General features: G+C 67.6%; 17 protein-coding genes and 1 riboswitch. Of the genes, 7 read left to right on the forward strand and 10 right to left on the reverse strand.

Translation table 11 applies throughout. From position 1 onward, the window contains the following. Window positions 1-7 precede the first annotated feature (7 nt). Window positions 8-502 (forward strand): GNAT family N-acetyltransferase, encoded by a 495-nt coding sequence (locus ACHMXB_RS15870; RefSeq protein ID WP_395399858.1) that lies wholly within the window; start codon window positions 8-10, stop codon window positions 500-502. Window positions 503-514: 12 nt separating this feature from the next. Here the strand turns inward: ACHMXB_RS15870 and ACHMXB_RS15875 are convergent, their stop codons facing one another. From ACHMXB_RS15875 to ACHMXB_RS15885, 3 genes are read right to left on the reverse strand one after another with little or no spacing between them, the layout of a single operon-like run. Beyond that, entirely contained in the window at window positions 515-1,318 is an 804-nt protein-coding gene (locus ACHMXB_RS15875) for an energy-coupling factor transporter transmembrane component T family protein (RefSeq protein ID WP_395399860.1), read from the reverse strand. Next, window positions 1,315-2,922, reverse strand: coding sequence for an ABC transporter ATP-binding protein (locus ACHMXB_RS15880; protein ID WP_395399862.1), 1,608 nt, complete (start codon window positions 2,920-2,922; stop codon window positions 1,315-1,317). The genes ACHMXB_RS15875 and ACHMXB_RS15880 overlap by 4 nt, the downstream gene beginning before the upstream one ends. Next, window positions 2,922-3,542 carry an ECF transporter S component gene (locus tag ACHMXB_RS15885; RefSeq protein WP_395399864.1) on the reverse strand — a complete coding sequence of 207 codons (621 nt, stop codon included), beginning with the start codon at window positions 3,540-3,542 and terminating at the stop codon, window positions 2,922-2,924. The genes ACHMXB_RS15880 and ACHMXB_RS15885 overlap by 1 nt, the downstream gene beginning before the upstream one ends. Window positions 3,543-3,614: 72 nt before the next feature. After that, a riboswitch (TPP riboswitch) is annotated at window positions 3,615-3,758 on the reverse strand. Between the two features lie 119 nt (window positions 3,759-3,877). Between ACHMXB_RS15885 and ACHMXB_RS15890 the strand changes: the two genes are divergently transcribed. From ACHMXB_RS15890 to ACHMXB_RS15900, 3 genes are all read left to right on the forward strand, one after another. Continuing rightward, on the forward strand, window positions 3,878-4,429 hold the full coding sequence (locus tag ACHMXB_RS15890) for a heme-degrading domain-containing protein (RefSeq protein ID WP_395399866.1): 552 nt from the start codon (window positions 3,878-3,880) through the stop codon (window positions 4,427-4,429). Window positions 4,430-4,465: 36 nt separating this feature from the next. Further along, on the forward strand, window positions 4,466-4,729 hold the full coding sequence (locus ACHMXB_RS15895; RefSeq protein WP_102973435.1) for a DUF4235 domain-containing protein: 264 nt from the start codon (window positions 4,466-4,468) through the stop codon (window positions 4,727-4,729). A gap of 393 nt (window positions 4,730-5,122) precedes the next feature. Then, the gene (locus ACHMXB_RS15900) at window positions 5,123-7,120 is read left to right on the forward strand and encodes a PKD domain-containing protein (RefSeq protein WP_395399868.1); all 1,998 of its coding nucleotides are present in this window, start codon (window positions 5,123-5,125) and stop codon (window positions 7,118-7,120) included. Between the two features lie 135 nt (window positions 7,121-7,255). Here the strand turns inward: ACHMXB_RS15900 and mnhG are convergent, their stop codons facing one another. The 6 genes from mnhG to ACHMXB_RS15930 are packed head-to-tail and all read right to left on the reverse strand — an operon-like array spanning window position 7,256 to window position 13,744. Continuing rightward, window positions 7,256-7,672 carry a monovalent cation/H(+) antiporter subunit G gene (mnhG, locus tag ACHMXB_RS15905; protein ID WP_395399870.1) on the reverse strand — a complete coding sequence of 139 codons (417 nt, stop codon included), beginning with the start codon at window positions 7,670-7,672 and terminating at the stop codon, window positions 7,256-7,258. Continuing rightward, on the reverse strand, window positions 7,662-7,940 hold the full coding sequence (locus tag ACHMXB_RS15910) for a monovalent cation/H+ antiporter complex subunit F (protein ID WP_395399872.1): 279 nt from the start codon (window positions 7,938-7,940) through the stop codon (window positions 7,662-7,664). The genes mnhG and ACHMXB_RS15910 overlap by 11 nt, the downstream gene beginning before the upstream one ends. Then, the gene (locus tag ACHMXB_RS15915) at window positions 7,937-8,482 is read right to left on the reverse strand and encodes a Na+/H+ antiporter subunit E (protein ID WP_395399874.1); all 546 of its coding nucleotides are present in this window, start codon (window positions 8,480-8,482) and stop codon (window positions 7,937-7,939) included. The genes ACHMXB_RS15910 and ACHMXB_RS15915 overlap by 4 nt, the downstream gene beginning before the upstream one ends. Further along, window positions 8,479-10,074, reverse strand: coding sequence for a Na+/H+ antiporter subunit D (locus ACHMXB_RS15920; protein ID WP_395399876.1), 1,596 nt, complete (start codon window positions 10,072-10,074; stop codon window positions 8,479-8,481). Before ACHMXB_RS15920 ends, ACHMXB_RS15915 begins: the two co-directional genes overlap by 4 nt. Next, window positions 10,071-10,652: a Na(+)/H(+) antiporter subunit C gene (locus ACHMXB_RS15925; protein ID WP_395399878.1), complete on the reverse strand. Its 582-nt coding sequence runs from the start codon at window positions 10,650-10,652 to the stop codon at window positions 10,071-10,073. The genes ACHMXB_RS15920 and ACHMXB_RS15925 overlap by 4 nt, the downstream gene beginning before the upstream one ends. Beyond that, window positions 10,649-13,744, reverse strand: coding sequence for a Na+/H+ antiporter subunit A (locus ACHMXB_RS15930; RefSeq protein WP_395399880.1), 3,096 nt, complete (start codon window positions 13,742-13,744; stop codon window positions 10,649-10,651). The genes ACHMXB_RS15925 and ACHMXB_RS15930 overlap by 4 nt, the downstream gene beginning before the upstream one ends. A 191-nt stretch (window positions 13,745-13,935) precedes the next feature. On the opposite strand from ACHMXB_RS15930, the gene ACHMXB_RS15935 reads away from it, so the two are divergent. The 3 genes from ACHMXB_RS15935 (at window position 13,936) to ACHMXB_RS15945 (ending at window position 17,106) form a co-directional block, all read left to right on the forward strand. Further along, window positions 13,936-15,339 carry an MFS transporter gene (locus ACHMXB_RS15935; RefSeq protein WP_395399882.1) on the forward strand — a complete coding sequence of 468 codons (1,404 nt, stop codon included), beginning with the start codon at window positions 13,936-13,938 and terminating at the stop codon, window positions 15,337-15,339. A gap of 94 nt (window positions 15,340-15,433) precedes the next feature. Then, entirely contained in the window at window positions 15,434-15,916 is a 483-nt protein-coding gene (locus ACHMXB_RS15940; protein WP_190605578.1) for a cation:proton antiporter regulatory subunit, read from the forward strand. 5 nt (window positions 15,917-15,921) lie between these two features. Continuing rightward, the gene (locus tag ACHMXB_RS15945) at window positions 15,922-17,106 is read left to right on the forward strand and encodes a cation:proton antiporter (protein WP_395399884.1); all 1,185 of its coding nucleotides are present in this window, start codon (window positions 15,922-15,924) and stop codon (window positions 17,104-17,106) included. Window positions 17,107-17,151: 45 nt separating this feature from the next. Here the strand turns inward: ACHMXB_RS15945 and dcd are convergent, their stop codons facing one another. Then, window positions 17,152-17,727 (reverse strand): dCTP deaminase, encoded by a 576-nt coding sequence (dcd, locus tag ACHMXB_RS15950; protein WP_111902374.1) that lies wholly within the window; start codon window positions 17,725-17,727, stop codon window positions 17,152-17,154. Between the last annotated feature and the right edge of the window lie 58 nt (window positions 17,728-17,785).

Raw genomic sequence — 17,785 nt, forward strand, 5'->3', positions numbered from 1 at the left:
CGGCCCCATGGATCACACCTGCAGCGTCCGCCAGGCCGCCCCCGAGGAGGCCCAGGCCCTGGCCCGGCTCCACTTGGAATGCTGGCGCGAAACCTACACGCACCTGCTGTCACCCGGCTTTATGGCCAGGCAAGGCGTGGAAGAGCGACTGGCCATGTGGCGGCACCTTCTGGCCGGCCCGCATGCGGGCCGGCAGTTCGTAGCGGACGACGCCGGGAAGCTGGTGGGGTTTGCCGGTTCCCTTCCGCCCGCAGAGGGGCTGAGGGAGCAGACCGAGCTGTGGGGCATCTATCTCCTTGCGTCCCACCACGGCAGGGGGCTCGGTCAGGCCCTGCTCGAGGCTGCGATCGGGCGCGAAGCGGCCGCGCTGTGGGTCGCCGAGGACAACCCGCGCGCCCAGGCCTTCTACCAACGCAACGGCTTCGTCTTCACCGGCGCCAGGGACACGATCGAAGACTGGGAGGGGCTGGCCGAGGTCCGGATGGCCCGGCCTGCAGGTTAGGCGCCAGTCAGGTTAGGAGCCCTCCAGCCACACCATGTTCCAGGTTCCGGCCCACAGCGCACCAGCCACGGCGCCGGCAGCGATCAGCACTCCGCCGAGCACCACCCAGACGTCCAGCACGCTGTAGGTGGACACGCGCGCCCAGGTCCGGCTGGCCCCGCCGAACCCGCGGGCTTCCATGGTCACGGCAAGCCGGGTGGCGCGGCGGATGGCCTGGACCAGGAGGCCGAAGCTCTGCCCCAGGGTGGCCCGCAGCCGTTGCCACGGGTTGCCGCGCGATCCGACGCCCCGGGCGCGCCGGGCCATTCCGATGGTCTGCCATTCCTCGGCCATCAGTCCGACCAGCCGCATGGCAGCCAGGGTACCCAGCACAAAGCGGTGCGGCAGCCGCGCCTTTTGCGCCAGGGCGTCCGCCAAGTCCGTGGGATCGGTGCAGCTCATCAGCAGCACAGCAGGCAGGGCAATGGCCAGGCCCCGGAGCAGAAAACCCAGCCCCAGCTGAAGGGAACCTTCGCTCATGGACCAGAGGCCGACGTCGAGCAGTATCCTCCCGCTGTCCGGCGACAGGATGGAGGTGCTCCAGCCGCCCACGGCGGCCGCAAGGATCAGCGGCCAGCCGCGCTGCCACAGCAGCGAGAACGTCAGCCCTGCCAGCGGGAAGACCAGCAGCTCGCACGCGAGAGCCACCGACGCCGACATCCAGTCGATGGACAGCGCCAGAACCAGGGTGATCAGGAAGACGGCTGCGAATTTGGCCAGCGGATTGGCGCGCGTCAGCACCGCCCGGTTTCCGGCAAGTGTCAGTGCCTCCCTCATGTTGCAGCCTGTTCTGACGTCGGTTCAGCGGGACTTGGCGCGTTGTTGCCCAGCCCGGACCCCAGCCGCAGCTCGGTGCCGCCGAGCACCTGGGTGAACTCCTCGTCGTGGGTCACGGACACCACGGCCGTGCCGGCATCCAGCAGTTCCGAAAGGAATGAGGCAAGCTCCGCCCAGGTGTTGGCGTCCTGTCCGAAGGTGGGCTCGTCCAGCACGAGTACCTGCGGGTGTGCCGCCAGGACGGTGGCCACGGACAGCCTGCGTTTCTCCCCGCCGGAGAGGGTGTACGGGTTGGCGTCCACGAGATGTGTGAGGCGCAGCCGCTCCAGCAGCTCGTCGACGCGCTCCTCGCCGTGGCCCAGATGGCGAGGGCCGAACTGCAGCTCGTCCAGGACACGGCCGGTGACGAACTGGTGTTCGGGTTCCTGGAACACCGTGCCGATCCGGGCGATCAGCTGCTCGGCCCTCCACTCGTACGGGTCAATTCCGGCTCCGCCGCTCAGTTCTACCGTCGCGGAGACCTTGCCGTCCACCGGCGGCAACAGCCCGGCCAGGGTCAGCGCAAAGGTGGACTTGCCGGCGCCGTTGGGACCTGTGACGGTCAGCGCCTCGCCCGCCCGGACCTGCGCTGTGACGTCGCGCAGAACGGGCTCAGGGGGTACAGAGCGGAAGCCGCGGCGGCGTGGACGTTCCCGCGACACGGCAAGCTTTTCCGCCGCCAGCAGCAGCTGGCCGGTGCTAGCGCCGGGGGTCGGCGGAGCGCCGGCAGCCGAACGGCGCCGCGTCTCAGGAACATAGCCGGGGACCCAGACGCCGGCGGCAGTGAGCATCCCGCGCGCCTCCTCGAGAACCTCGTCCGGGGTCCCGTCGATCAGCACCGCGCCGTCCGAGGCGGACCCCGGCTGCAGGACCACGATCCGGTCCACCAGGTCTTTCCAGGCAGCTACCCGGTGCTCCACCACCACCAGGGTGGCCCCGGTCTTGTCGAGGCAGCGGCCCACGGCGTCCCGGACTTCCAGGACGCCGTCCGGGTCGAGGTTCGCGGTGGGCTCGTCCAGCAGGAGGAGTCCCGGCCGCATCGCCAGGATGCCGGCGAGCGCCAGGCGCTGCTTCTGGCCGCCGGAGAGGGCCGACGTCGGGTGGTTGAGGGGAAGGTGCGACAGCCCGACGTCGTCCAGCGCCTCGTGCACGCGACGCCAGATCTCCTCGCGGGGCACCGACAGATTCTCGGCGCCGAAGGCGACGTCGTCGCCCAGGCGGGAGAGCACCACCTGCGTCTCCGGGTCCTGCTGCATGAGCCCGGCACGGCCGCGCCGGGAACGGGGCGGCGCGCCGTCGATGAGCAGGTCTCCGCTCTCGTCCGCGTCGTCCCGGTCGGGAGTGCCGGCGTCGTCCGCGTCACTGTCCCCCAGCACGCCGGCCAGGGCGTGAAGCAGGGTGGACTTGCCGGCTCCGGATGGGCCCAGCAGCATGACCCGCTCGCCGGGGCGGATGTCCAGGTCGAGGGCATGGACGGCCGGTTTGGTGCGGCCGGCGTGGCGCCAGCCCCAGCCGCGGGCGGTGACCGCGGCGGGGCGGACGCCGGCGTTGTCTTGTCCGGGCATTAGGAGAAGACGGGCTCCGTGGCTGCCTTGCGGGACGCGAAGGAACTCAGCACGCCGGTCCTGGCCAGGCCTCGGGCGGCGATCCACGACAGGGCGCCCGCGATGACCGCGCCGGAAATGGCGCAGAACACGATGTACGCGAGCTTGTCGCCGGCGGCGTAGGCGATGTTCCAGCCCCAGGGGGCGAAGGAGTCGTTGAGCCCGCAGAACAGTCCGGCGCCGGCCCCGGCAAGCAGCGAGGCGGGCAGGTTGAACTTCTTGTACGCGAAGGCGGCGAACACAAGCTCCGCCCCCAGGCCCTGCAGAAGTCCGGAAATGAGCACCGTGGTGCCATACTGCGAGCCCATGAGCAGCTCGCCGGTGGCAGCCACACTCTCGCAGAACAGGGCTGCGCCGGGCTTGCGGATGATGAGCATTCCCAGGACCGCCGGAATCATCCAGCCGCCGGCGTAGAGGCCGGTCAGCGGAGGGTAGAGGGCGTTGACCGGGGTGGAGATGAGGTTGGCGCCCTGGGACCAGGCCCAGAAGATGACGCCGCCGGCAACGGCGATGAGCGCCGCCACGACGATGTCCGCCACGCGCCAGCTGTAGCTGGTCTTCTTGATTGCTGCAGTTGTCATGATGGTCCTCCTGAGGAACAGGAGGGGAAAGTGTTTCCCCGGCTGCGGGTGGCTGGGCCTCGCGCTGCCGGGCACTCTGAGAACTCGACTCCCTTGCGCCGGTACTAGCCGGATCAGGTTCGAGGGTCTGCGGCTGTCCGCACTCTCAGCGCCCTTCCCCGGTTGCGCTGGCAGTTGCCTTTGCATCCCGACGGCGGCGCTCCCCTGTCGTGATAAATCTGCCCTTGTGGGCTGATCCAGTTTACACCTCGCCCGCCCCGGAAACCGGGGGCCGCTGTCACAATGCGGAAGTTTTCATGCGGCGTTGGGACAACGGTCCGGAGTAGATTGGGGCCATGACGCAACAGGACTCCGGCAGCGCTGCCCTGCCCGCCTTTGACCCCGATTCCTCCGCGGAGCAGCCGGCGGGAGCCTTGGAAGCCCTGATTGGGCAGGTCGAAGGGGAGATGGCTGAACTGCAGTTCCCGAGGTTCACCAAGGACGACGCCCTGGCGCTGGGCCTGGAACTGGTGGAACGGGGCAAGGAGGAGAACCTGCCTATCGCCATCGACATCACCAAGGGGGAGCAGGTGCTCTTCCATGTGGCGCTCGAGGGTGCCACGCCGGATAACGAAGGCTGGGTGCGGGCCAAGCAGCGGACTGCCGTGCGCTACGAGGAACCGTCGCTGCTGGTGGGGCTGCGCGGCAGGGCCGGCGGCGGACGGATCGAGGACAACGCCTGGTTTGACCAAGCGACTTACGCTGCCCACGGCGGAGCCTTCCCCGTTTATGTGCGGGATGTGGGGGCAGTGGCCGTGGTCACCGTGTCCGGGCTGCCGCAGAAGGCGGACCACGACCTCGTGGTACAGGCGTTGCGGGAGATCCACCGGTCCATGCGGCTAGGCTAAGGAAAGACCAGTGTTCATCACGCGAGGAGTTCCGCAATGAGTTTCTTCATCAAACTGCTTGGCACAGGCATCAGCCTGCTGGCAGGATTCGCCGGCACCAAGGCCGTTGACACCATCTGGGAAAAGATCACGGGCCGGAAGCCCCCCAAGGGTGACAAGGACGACGTCCCCACCACGTTGCGCACCGCCCTCACGTTCGCCCTCGTCTCCGCCTCCGTGAGCGCGGTCATCCAGGTGCTGGCCAACCGCGGCACCCAGCGGGCTATCACCCGCTTCGCCAAGACCCAGGACATCGTCTAGGCCTCCCCGCCGGTCGGGACCAACCACGCTGCGGCCCCCACACGGGGTGGGTTGCCCGGCAGCCCCTCCCGGGCCGAGACCGGGTTTCCCCAAGCGCGGCAGGCCATACTGATTCCGTTCTGAACCTGGCAGTGCTGATGACCTCGGCCGGGCTCACAACAGCCGGACCCGGCACCGCAACCCGCGGTGCCGGGTCCGTTCGCATTTTGCCTCGGCGGTCCACCGCTTGCCGCTTGGAGGGCATAAGCACAGTCGCTGCAAGAGCAGCGTGGGTCCCCCCACACCGCCGGATGAAGCCTCGAATGCCAAGGTTTTTCCAACCCGGAACTCGAACGTTTTTCCAACCCCCACGATTTTTAGTGGATGCCATCAGCGTCTTACGAGGAGACAAAAATGGTATCCACACCACATTTCCTGTCAGCCCAGCGCCTGGCCCCCCGACACCGTGGCCCCAGCCCTGCGTCCCGCCGCCGCGGCATTGCTGCCGCAACTGCCGTCCTGCTTGCGGCGACAGGGGCAGGAGCCTCCTTGGCGGCAACCCAGGTAACCCAGACGAACGCGAACAAGCTGACCGCCGTCGGTCCCGTCAACACCGAGTACGGCTTCCCGTCCTGGTACGAGGACAGCAACAAAACACGCGTCGAACTGTGCCTTGACGCGGAGAACCCGCTCTGCGGTTTCCTGCCCGGGGACATCCCGGACGAGACAGCACCCATCTCCTTCCCGGACAACTTCCCGGAAGAGGCGTTCTACATGCTCGCCGGCTCCGAACTCGCCTTCCCCAACGGCGGCCGCGCCGTCCTGGTCCTCGGCCTCGAGGCAGCCTTCGCCAACACGGTCACCCAGGGCGATCAGGTCGTCTTCGGCCGCCAGCGCATCGTGGTGAAGGGTGGCCCCGCCAACAGCACCCTGACGTTCCAGCACCCCTACGGCACCATCACCATCGACACCGACGGCGCCGGCGACGGCAAACTCGTCGAAGACATCTCCCCCGCAGTCGGGAACTTCACCACAGCGCTGAAGAGCAACATCGGTCCGTTCCTGAAGTGGGATCCGGCCACCCTGCCGAAAGCCCCGGACGGCTACCTGGGCGACCCGGCCCAGGACCACACCGTCATCGGCGGCATTGGAGGCTACAACAAGTTCTCAGTAAACGGCGGCGGCGTGTCCCTGGAAACAGACCAGTTCACCGTCCAGGGCAAAATCTCCACCAACCAGGGCGTCAACGGCGACAGCGCCGTCCTGAACGGCAACATGATCGACGTGTTCGCCAGCAGTGGCAGCGGCGCCCAGCTCCAGGTGGACGGGCAGTCCGGGGTCTTTGAGACCACCCCCATGCTCAGCGACCCGGACACCGGACGGTACTACGCCCGCGTCCAGTTCACCGGCACCGCACCGACGTCGGTCAAGGTCACCAACATCGGCGACAAGCCCGCCAGCAGCAGCCAGGTCAATGTCACCAAACCCAGCGGCGTCATGATCACCAAAGCCATCTACGACGGCACCAACCTGACCGTCGGCGCCATCTCCAGCGTAGGCTACCCGCTGACCGTCACAGGACTGGGAACCGTGGAAGCATCGGCCACCGGAACCGGCGCCGAGAAATCCTGGCCGGTGAAGGCCCCACCGGCAATCGTCACGGTGAAAACCGCAAGCGGCGGTTCGGCATCCCTGCCCGTGACCATCTCCGGCGGCGCAGCAACGCCGGCCGGGCTGGACCCGGTCACCCCGGCCCCGGACCCCGGTCCCGTCGTCGACATCGGCACGGGACCCGTACCCGGCGAAACACAACCCGCGACGGCGGTGGCCACTGCAGCATCCACCACCATCACCCCCGGCGGAACCGTCCAACTGGACGGCAGCACCTCCACCGGCGCCGCCAGCTACAAGTGGAGCAAAGTCAGCGGACCCAACGTCACCATCACCGGCGACACCACCGCCAAGCCCACCATCACTCTGCCCTTCTACGCCAAGAGCACTGACCTCACCCGCCGCCTGGATCCCATGGCCAGCGACCCGGTCGTCATGCAGTTGATCGTCGCGAATCAAAACGGCATTGGTAGCGCCCCGGCAACCGTGAACCTGGCCATCCAGACCGACACCATGGCCGTCGCCGGCTCCCGGCACCGGCTCGGCACCGAACTGCGGATTACCGGCACATCCACGCTGGCCGGCAACACCGCCGTCCTGGTCCCGGCCACCACCGTGGTCATCTACGACACCACACCCGTAAATGGCGTCATCAGCTACGCAAAAATCGGCACCGCTCAGGTGGACACCCTCGGCGCCTGGTCCTACCGGGCCAAGCCCGGACCGGGCCGGCAGATCACCAGCGTCCTGGTCCAGTCCAGCCGCGGCGGCACCGCAACCGGGGTGCTCGCCACCCGGTAGGTCCAGCGATCCGCCACTAACGGTCAGGCCCCGTCTGCACAGCAGACGGGGCCTGACCCGTTTATGCGGTTCGGCCCTTTCGAACAGGCCGCCGGGCAGGCAGCCGAGCACTATGCACCTGGGCTCCCGGCGGGCTCAGCGAGCGGTTCGGTTGCCGCCGTCGTCGGCCTCTGATTCCCGGGCCGCCTTGGCCGCCTTCTGCACCACGGCCTCCAGCTCGTCTTTGCTGAGCAGCTCCTTGTGGAGGTGCTTGGTGCGGTAGCCTGCGCGGCCCACCATATGGGCGGAAACGGGGACGGTGAGCAGCTGGAAGATCCAGGCCACGAACAGCACCGGCCACACCCACCACGTCCGCAGCTGCAGGCCCACGGAAGCAAGGAGCAGGAACAGCCCAAGTACCTGGGGCTTGGTGGCGGCATGCATGCGGCTCATCAGGTCGGGAAAGCGCAGCAGGCCGATGGCGGCGGCAAGGGACATCAGCGCGCCCACCACCATGAACACGGCCGAGACCGCGTCGATCACAGCGTCCACGGTATTGGGTTCAGGGTTCACTGGGCTGCTCCCGCCTGTCGGCCACGAACCGGGCCACCGTCACCGAGCCGATAAAGCCGATAACGGAGACGGCAACCACCAGCATCAGGTTGTTCAGGTGTCGGTTCACGGCCATGTCGATGCACAGCGCCGCGCCGAGGATGGCCAGCAGCACGTCCGCCGCGAGGACCCGGTCCAGGAGCGACGGGCCGCGGGCTATGCGGATGATCGCGCCCGCGGCGGCCAGGGCCAGCGCCACAGCCGTGACGGTGAGGACAAGCCCCATCATGCGCCAACCTCCTGGTTCAGGGCGGCAAGCTCTTCCTTCGTTCCCATGATCCGGATGAGCCCCGCCTCGGTGTCGCGGACTTCCTTGCGCAGTTTGATGACGTCCTCCCCGTTCCGTACGTTCAGTCCGTGGATGTACAGCGTGGACGTGGACCTGTCCACCTCCACCACCAAAGACCCCGGAATCAGGGAGATCACGTGGCCGGTGGCCGTCACCATCAGGTCCGAATGGCTCCGCAAAGGAACGGCGACGACGGCGTTGGTCACCTTGGGCCCCTGGGCCACCGCCAGGTAGAACACCTGGCAGCTGGCGGTCACCACCCGGCCGAGGAACACCACTGCGAACGGAACGGCCCTCAGTACGTTGAAGCGTCCGCTCAGCTCCACCGGTGGCAGGTAGAACAGGCGCGCCACGGCAACCGCCAGCAGCGCACCGAAGAGCAGGTTGCCCGGGCTGAAGTCCTGCCAGAGCGCGCCCCAGACGATGACGAGCCAGACCAGCAGCGGCAGTTCCTGCCGCAGGGACACTCTTCGGCGGCTCACTTTCCGCCTCCGCTCAGCGCCGCAGCCGGGACGGGCGCGGCGTCGCCGAGCACTGCCTGGATGTAGGCAGACCTGTCCAGCATGGCTGCGGCGGACTGGTCCGCCACCTGGAAGAGCGGCCCGGCGAAGACGGTGAGCGCCACACCCAGCACCACGAGGCCAAGCGTGGACCCCACCATGGTCCGCGGCAGCAGGCGAACCGCCGTCGAGCCTGTCGCCTGTGCCGTTTCCGGGACCGCCAGCAGCACCGGGTCGGGGTGCTCTGCGTCCTCGGCCTTGCGCCAGAACGCACGGTTCCACACCCTGGCGACGGCCAGGAGGGTCAGGAGGCTGGTCAGCACGCCGCCGATCACCAGGGCGTAGGCCAGCGGGGTTCCCAGGCCGATGCCGGCCTGCATCAGGCCGAGCTTGCCCAGGAAGCCCGAGAACGGCGGGATGCCGGCAAGGTTCATGGCGGGAACGAAGAACAGCAGGGCCAGCAGCGGGGACAGTTTGGCCAGCCCGGCAAGCCGGTCCACCGAGGAGCTGCCGCCGCGGCGCTCAATGAGCCCGGTGACCAGGAAGAGGCTCGTCTGGATGGTGATGTGGTGCGCCACGTAGAACACGGCCGCCGCCAGCCCGGCCACGGAGGACATCGCCAGGCCGAACACCATGTAGCCGATATGGCTGACCAGGGTGAAGGACAGCAGACGCTTGATGTCGCTCTGGGCGAGGGCGCCCAGGATGCCGACGATCATGGTCAGCAGCGCCACCACCATCAGGGGCGTGTTGAGGCTGTCCCCGGGGAACAGCAGGGTTTCCGTTCGGACCATGGCGTATACGCCCACCTTGGTCAGCAGGCCGGCGAACACTGCCGTGACCGGAGCCGGCGCGGTGGGGTAAGAGTCCGGCAGCCAGAAGGACAGGGGGAACACGGCGGCCTTGATGCCGAAGGCCACCAGCAGCATGACGTGCAGGAGCGTCTTGGTGCCCTGGTCCAGCTCCGAGAGCTTGATGGCCAGGTCCGCCATGTTGATGGTGCCCGTTGCGCCGTAGACCATCGCGATGGCAATCAGGAACAGCACGGACGACACCACCGAGACCACCACGTACGTGACGCCTGCCCGGATGCGGGGGCCTGTGCCTCCGAGGGTCATCAGCACGTAGCTGGCCGTCAGCAGGATCTCGAAGCCGACGTACAGGTTGAACAGGTCCCCGGAGAGGAACGCGTTGGAGACGCCGGCCACCAGGATCAGGTAAGTGGGGTGGAAGATCGACACCGGGGCGTCCTGGTCGCCGTCGGCCATGCCCTGCCCGGTGGCATACACGAGGACGGCAAGGCTCACCGCGGAGGACACCACGAGCATGAGCGATGAGAACTGGTCCACCACCAGGACAATCCCCCACGGCGGCACCCAGCCGCCGATGTTCACCGCGGCGGTGCCGCCGTTCCAGACGGACGCCAGGAGCAGGCACTCCAGCAGCAGGGTGAGCGAGAGCAGGGCAATGCTCACCGCGCGTTGCGCGCGGGAATGCCGGATCAGCACGAACGTCAGCGCCGCCCCCAGGATGGGAAGTACGACGGCGAGCGGGGCAAGGCTTGCGAGGTTCACTTCTCCCCTCCGTCCCTGGGCGCGTTGTCAAGGTCAGTGGCTGCGATATTGCCGGATCCCGGCTTCTCCTCCTGCGCGGCATGCTCCGCCAGGAGCGTCCGGTCGCCCGCCACGACGGTCGCCGTCGGTTCCGCCGCGGCGGAACTGTCCGGTCCGCGCATGGGCAACGGGAACTCGGAGGTTTCCACGGGGATGACGGCGTCATCCTCCGCGTCGAAGCTGGGGGTTTCTGCCACGCGGCGGTCCTCGATGTCGTCCTGAATGTCGTCCTGCCGGGCAAGCAGCCAGGTCCGGTAGATGATGCCCAGCATGAAGGCCGTGACTGCAAAGGAAATGACGATGGACGTCAGAATCAGCGCCTGCGGCAGGGGGTCGTTGTAGGACGCGGGGTCCGTGTCCTTGCTTAAGAAGGGAGCCAGGCCGGCGTAGCCACCAGTGGCAAGGATCAGCAGGTTGGTGGCGTTGGCCAGCAGCATCAGCCCCAGCAGCACGCGCGTGAGGCTGCGTTCCAGGATCAGGTAGATGCCGCAGGCGTAAAGGGCGCCCATGACAGTCAGCAGGGTCAGGTTCACGGTCATGCCTTGCCGCCTTGGGTTGATCCGGCCGGGATGCCGGCGGACACTTGGTCACTGCCCTCGATGGCCTCCTGTTCGATGCCCTCCTGCCCGTCCAGCTGCAGGGGACGTTCTTCAAAGTGCTCATCGATCTCGGCGCCGAGGCTGCGCAGAACATCCAACACCAGGCCGACCACCACGATGTAGACGCCAGTGTCGAAAATCGTGGACGTGACGAACTTGATGTCGCCAAAGACGGGCAGCCAGAACTCAATGATGGCGCTCTGGAACACTTGGCCGCCCAGCAGTACCGGCGCGGCACCGGACAAGGCGGCGGTGGCCAGACCGATCCCGAGCAGGGTGCCGGCGCTGATGGGGGTGGCTTCGTGCAGTTCGAAGCGGCCGCCCGCCAGGTAGCGGAGCGTGAGGGCCAGCCCGGCCATGAGGCCGCCCGCGAAGCCGCCGCCGGGGAGGTTGTGCCCGGCCAGCAGCAGGTAGAGCGAGAAGATGATCATCGAGTGGAAGACCAGCCGGGTGACCACTTCGAAGATGATGGAGCGGCGTTCCGGCGCCAGCGTGCGCCCGGCAACCAGCCACGGGTCCCGCGCGGCCGCCGCAAACTTGCGGGTCAGCGCCAGGGCGGCGCCGTCCCGCGATGATTTGTCCACGCCGTGGCGGCGGCCGACGGTCCCCTCAGCCACGGCGGACGCTGTGCGCAGCCGGTCCCCGCGGCCCCGGACGAAGATGAGGCTCGCCACGCCGGTCGCGGCGAGCGCCAGCACGGAGATTTCACCGAAGGTGTCCCAGGCGCGGATGTCCACGAGCGTGACGTTGACGATGTTGAGACCGCCGCCGCCCTCGTAGGCCAGCTTCGGGAACTCGAGGGAGACGGGCGTGGCGATCCGGGCGCCCATGGCGTGGATGGCAGCGAAGACCATGGTGGCGCCGAAGGCCAGGCCGATGATCACGCGGACCACCCGGTACTTGCCGCCGGTGCGGTCGCGCAGCTCCGCCGGGAGGCTGCGCATGGCAAGCACGAACGCCACCAGGATGATCGTTTCCACGAGCATCTGCGTCAGGGCCAGGTCCGGGGCACCCTGCAGCGCGAACATCAGGGCGATGCCGTAGCCGGTGACCGAAACCATGAGCACGGCAAGGAACCGCTTGTTGGCCCGGACGGCGGCGAGCGCCCCGATCACGATCCCGGCGCCTGCCACCAGCTGCAGGGGCGAGTTGGGGTCGACGAAATACAGCCCTTCGGGAAGCGGCTTGTTCGCGGCGATCAGGGCGGACAGGGGCAGGACGAAGGCGACGCTGAGGATCACGGCCAGGTAGAAGTACAGCGAACCGCGCTGCGTGCGTCCGGTGATCCACACGGCGACGTCGTCCAGGGCACCGATGGTCAGCTGGTAGCCGCGGTCGGCGTCGAACCAGGGCGGAATGACGCTCTGGATCCGGTCCACCAGCCCGCGTCCGTAAAACATCGCCGCGCCGGCGGCGAACGTGATGGCAGTCAGTCCCAAGGCCGGGGTCAGCCCGTGCCACAGCGCCAGGTGCCCCGCGGCACCTGCCGCGGAGCCGGCGTCGTGCGTTCCATCGGCTAGCGTCCCCTCGGTGAACAGGGCCGCGTACGGCTGGATCCAGGCGTCCACAGGCGCCGGCCACAGGCCGTACACGATGGTGAGGACGCTCAGGGCCGCCGGGGCTGCCAGGAAGGAGGGGCGGATGGCCTTGAAGGGGGTGCGCTCGACGCCCGGCTTCACCGCGAATGCACCCCACATGAAGCGCGCGCTGTAAGCGAAGGTCAGCACGGAGCCGAGCACCACGCCCGCCAGGACCACTGCGCCCCAGGAGCCGTAACCGGGCGCTGCGGCGAAGTGCACGAACGCCTCGAGCACCGACTCCTTTGCCACGAAGCCGCCCAGCAGCGGGATGCCGGCCATGGATGCGGCGCCGATGCCGGCAACGATGCCGAGGGCACGGGAGGAGCGGAAAACGCCCGAGAGCTTACCGATGTCGCGCGTGCCCGACTGGTGGTCGATGATGCCCACCACGAGGAACAGGGTCGCCTTGAAGAGCCCGTGCGCGAGCAGCATGGCCAGGCCGGCGAGGGCGGCGTCGGGCTTCCCAAGCCCCACCACCATGGTGATGAACCCCAGCTGGCTCACGGTGCCGTAGGCCAGGATGAGCTTGATGTCCGCCTGGCGCAGGGCCCGGTAGCCGCCCACCAGCATGGTGGCGAGGCCGAGCCCGAGCACAATCGGCAGCCAGTAGGCAGTGTCGGTGAAGCCCGGGGCGAGGCGTGCCACGATGTACACGCCTGCCTTCACCATGGCGGCGGCATGCAGGTAAGCGCTCACGGGAGTTGGTGCTGCCATGGCGCCCGGAAGCCAGAAGTGGAAGGGGACCAGCGCGGATTTGGTCACCGCACCGACCAGGATGAGGACGACGGCGGCCGCCACGGCTCCCGCTGCCGGCCCGGAAACCAGCTCTGGTGCCTGTTCGAGAATGGCGGAGATCCGGTACGTGCCGGCGCTGGCACCGAGCATAATCAGGCCAACGAGCATGGCCAGGCCGCCGGCGGTGGTGACCATCAGGGCCTGCAGCGCGGAGCGGCGGGCCGCGAGCCGTGTCCGTGCGTAGCCGATCAGAAGATAGGACAGGACCGTGGTGAGTTCCCAGAAGATGAACATCATGAGCAGGTCGTCCGCGGTTACCAGGCCGAACATCGCCCCTGCGAACGCCAGCAGCTGCGCGCCGAACCCGCCGAGGTAGCTGTCCTTGTCCTTGAAATACCGTGCGCAGTAGGCCAGCACCAGGGCGCCCACGCCGAGGACCAGCAGGGACATGACCCAGGCCAGGGCGTCCATGCGGAAGGCGAATTCGATGCCGAGACCCGGGATCCACGGGACGGTTTCCGCGGGTGCGCCGGTTCCTGCTGGGCCGTTTTCCGCAGGGGACCCCGTGCTGTAGACGGCGGCGTGCTGGAACAGGAGCCAGACGAATGAACCGGCTGGCACCGCGGCCAGCGCGTAAAAAGAGTTGCGGCCGAACTTCTGGAAGACGAACGGCGCCACAGCGGCCACCGCGAAGTGCACGGCAAGGACTGTGATCACTGGTATCTCCGCAATGTCAGAATTCGGTTATCAAAAGTTGGAGCTGGCGGTCATTCGTTGGGTTCGGTTCCGACAGTTTATCAAGGGGGTGCTGACAGTTTTCCCCTCGAAGGCCGGGCGCAGGGCAAGTTTCGCCAGTTCGCGGGAGGGTTGTTGGGTCCCTGTTCGCCACGGGCGGATAGCATCGGCCTATGAACCCCGCAGCCGCATCCGAGGCAACGCAGCCGCCGTCGGAACTTGAAGCAGGACCGCAGGCGTCCAGCAAGGGCCGAGTCCTGGCCTGGGCGGCGTGGGACTGGGGGTCCGCGGCGTTCAACGCGGTCATGACGACGTTCGTCTTCACCGTCTACCTGACGTCCCAGGCGTTCGGCGGCGAAGACCGCGCCTCGGCGGTGCTCGGAGGAGCGCTGGCCATTGCGGGCGCGGCCATTGCCCTGCTCGCGCCCGTCACGGGTCAACGGTCCGATACCGGGGGCCGCCGCAAGCTCTGGCTGGGAGTCAACACGGCCGCCGTCGCGATCCTGACAGCACTGTGCTTCTTCGTCTTCCCCCGGCCCGAATTCCTCCTGCTCGGAGTGTCCCTGATCGCCCTGGCTAACGTGTTCTTCGAATTCGCGGGCGTGAACTACAACGCCATGCTGGCGCAGATTTCCACCCCGCGGAACATCGGCAAGGTCAGCGGGTTCGGCTGGGGCATGGGCTACCTGGGCGGCATCGTTGCCCTGCTCATCGTGCTCCAGCTTTTCGTGCAGCCGCGCTTCGAGTGGTTTGGTGCCTCCACGCAGGACAGCCTGAATATCCGGCTGGTGGCCGTGTTCTCAGCCCTGTGGTTCGTCATCTTCGCGCTGCCGGTCATGTTCGCCGTTCCGGAATTGCCCAAGCCGAAGCGGGCCGCAAGCCTCGGCTTCCTGGCCTCGTACGGGCTGCTGGCGCGCAGGATCAAGGCGATCTACCGGACCAGCCCGCACACCATTTTCTTCCTGCTGGCCAGCGCCATCTTCCGGGACGGACTGGCGGCGGTCTTCACCTTCGGCGGGATCATCGCGGCCGGCACCTTCGGCTTCGAACTGCCGCAGGTCATCTTCTTCGCCATCTTCGGCAACATCGTGGCGGCCGCCGGCGCGATCATCGGCGGTTTCCTGGACGACAGGGTGGGGCCCAAGGCCGTGATCATCAGCTCCCTCACCGGCCTGCTGGTCGCCGGAACAGTCATCCTGGTGCTCGGCAACGACAACCACACGTTCTTTGGGGTGCCATGGTCCGGGGCCACGACGTTCTGGGTTTTCGGCCTGTTCCTTTGCCTGTTTGTTGGGCCGGCGCAGTCCTCGTCCCGTGCATATCTGGCGCGGCTGGCCCCGCAGGGTGAATCGGGTGAGCTGTTCGGCCTGTACGCGACCACCGGCCGCGCCGTCAGCTTCCTCGCCCCGGCCCTGTTCACGCTGTGCATCACCGTCGCCACTCCCCTCGTGGCTGCGGGGGACGCGCAGCGCTGGGGCATTTTGGGCATCATGGTGGTGCTGCTCGCGGGGCTGCTGGTCCTCCTGCCGGTCAAGGCCGCGAGCGACGCCGAGATCGCCGTCGTCCCGCAGTCCTAGCCCGCCCCCGTAATCGAGCGCGAACGTACACTTGCGGCCCCGGAGGGCGCGAAGTTTCAGCCGAAATCGCGGGTTCGCAGACTAGGCTGATGTTATGAACGTGGAAGAGACGGACCTCCCGGGTTTGGGCCGGCGCAAGGACTTCATGACAGCATCCGGCCGGCGCATCGGGGTGGTGGAACTCCGCGAGGGCCAGACCGAACTGTTCGTCTCCACGTGGGATGACCCGGACACCTGCCAGGCCTCGATACCGCTGACCGGCGACGAGGCGGCAACACTGGGGAATCTGCTCGGCGGCCAGCACCTCGCGATGAAGCTGACGGAGGCGCACAGGGAAGTTCCGGGGATCACCACGAGGCAGTTCTCCATCGCCGCGGATTCCCCGTTCCAGAACCAGCCCATGGGCAAGGCCTGCATCCGCACCCGGTGTGGTGTTTCGATTGTGGCGATCATGCGTGAAGGTGAGGTGGTTCCCTCCCCAGGCCCCGACGTCCTCCTTCACCCCGGTGACCTGCTGGTCGCTGTCGGCACGCAAGAAGGCTTGGACGCTGCGGCCGACATCCTGCGCAACGGCTGACCGTCATGGACCGCGTGGCCCTGACGCTCATCGAACTGGGGGCAGTCGTGTTCTGCCTCGGTCTGCTGGCGAGGCTGGCGGGGCGGATCGGGATGTCCCCCATTCCGCTGTACCTGGTGGGTGGATTGTGCTTCGGTGCCGGCGGCGTGGTGGAACTGAGCGGGATGAAGGAGTTTTCCCACCTGGCGGGTGAGATCGGGGTCATCCTGCTCCTGCTTATGCTCGGTCTGGAATATACGGCTACCGAACTTGTGACCGGCCTTCGCCGATCGTGGAAAGCCGGAATCCTCGATTTCGTCCTGAACTTCGTTCCCGGGGCCGCCCTGGCTGTCCTGCTCGGCTGGGGAGTTGTCGGCGCCATGGTTATGGGCGGGGTGACGTATATATCGTCATCGGGCATTGCGGCCAAGGTCATCACGGACCTTGGCCGTATCGGTAACAGGGAGACCCCGGTGGTGCTCTCGATCCTGGTTTTCGAGGACCTGGCCATGGCGGTCTACCTGCCGATCCTCACCGCCACGCTCGCCGGGGTCAGCTTCCTGGGCGGCATGCAGACGGTGGGCGTCTCGCTGGCTGTCGTCACCGTGGTGCTGCTGGTGGCACTGCGGCACGGCCACCACGTCTCCAAAGCCGTGCACAGCGAGAATTCGGAGGTCTTCCTGCTCAACCTGCTCGGCGCCGCGCTGCTCGTGTCCGGCGTGGCGGCCGCGCTCCAGGTGTCCGCCGCAGTGGGCGCCTTCATGCTCGGCATCGCCATCTCCGGCGCGACGGCCCACAGCGCAACGCGGATCCTCGAGCCGCTGCGTGACCTGTTCGCCGCCATTTTCTTCGTGGCGTTCGGACTCAACACGGACCCTGCCTCCATCCCGCCGGTCCTGGCCTGGGCGCTTGTCCTGGCGGTTGTCACGGCCGCCACCAAGATCATCACCGGAGCCTGGGCCGCCAAGCATGCAGGCATCGCACGTCCGGGTCGCTTCCGCGCAGGGGCTGCGCTGATAGCCCGCGGCGAGTTCTCCATCGTCATCGCTGGCCTCGCCGTGACGTCCGGCGTAGTCGAGGCCGAACTCGCCGCCCTGGCCACGGCCTACGTCCTGATCATGGCGGTCCTCGGCCCGTTGGCTGCCCGCTACATTGAGCCGCTCGTCAAGAAGTTCTCCCGCCCGGCGCGGCCGGAGCCGGTCCCGGCCTAAGCGACGAGATCTCACCTCTCGGCGTGCCGGCCGACGAAAACCGCGCTAGATGTCCGTGCGGTGGAAGTTCAGGTGGCTGCGGCTGGCGGTGGGCCCGCGCTGGCCCTGGTAACGGTTGCCGTACTCGCCGGAGCCGTAGGGGTACTCGGCAGCGGACGTCAGCCTGAAGAAGCAGAGCTGGCCGATTTTCATGCCGGGCCAGAGCTTGATGGGCAGCGTGGCCATGTTGGACAGCTCCAGCGTGACGTGTCCGGAGAAGCCGGGGTCGATGAAGCCGGCCGTCGAGTGCGTCAGCAGGCCGAGGCGGCCCAGCGAGGACTTGCCCTCAAGGCGCGCGGCGATGTCGTCCGGCAGCGAGACGGTCTCGTACGTGGAGCCGAGCACAAACTCACCGGGGTGCAGGATGAACGCTTCGCCCTCCTCCACCTCCACCAGCCGGGTCAGGTCGGGCTGATCCTCAGCGGGGTCGATGTGGGCGTATTTGTGGTTGTCGAAGAGCCGGAAGAAGCGGTCGATCCGGACATCCACCGAGGACGGCTGGACCATCGCGGCATCGAACGGATCGAGGACGATCCGCTCGGAATCAATTTCGGCACGAATGTCGCGGTCAGAGATCAGCACACCGTCAAAAATACCATTGCCAAAATACCGTTACCGCTCCCCTGCCCTGCCCTGCTGG

The organism is Arthrobacter sp. UC242_113 (genome assembly GCF_044054585.1).
GTDB lineage: Bacteria > Actinomycetota > Actinomycetes > Actinomycetales > Micrococcaceae > Arthrobacter.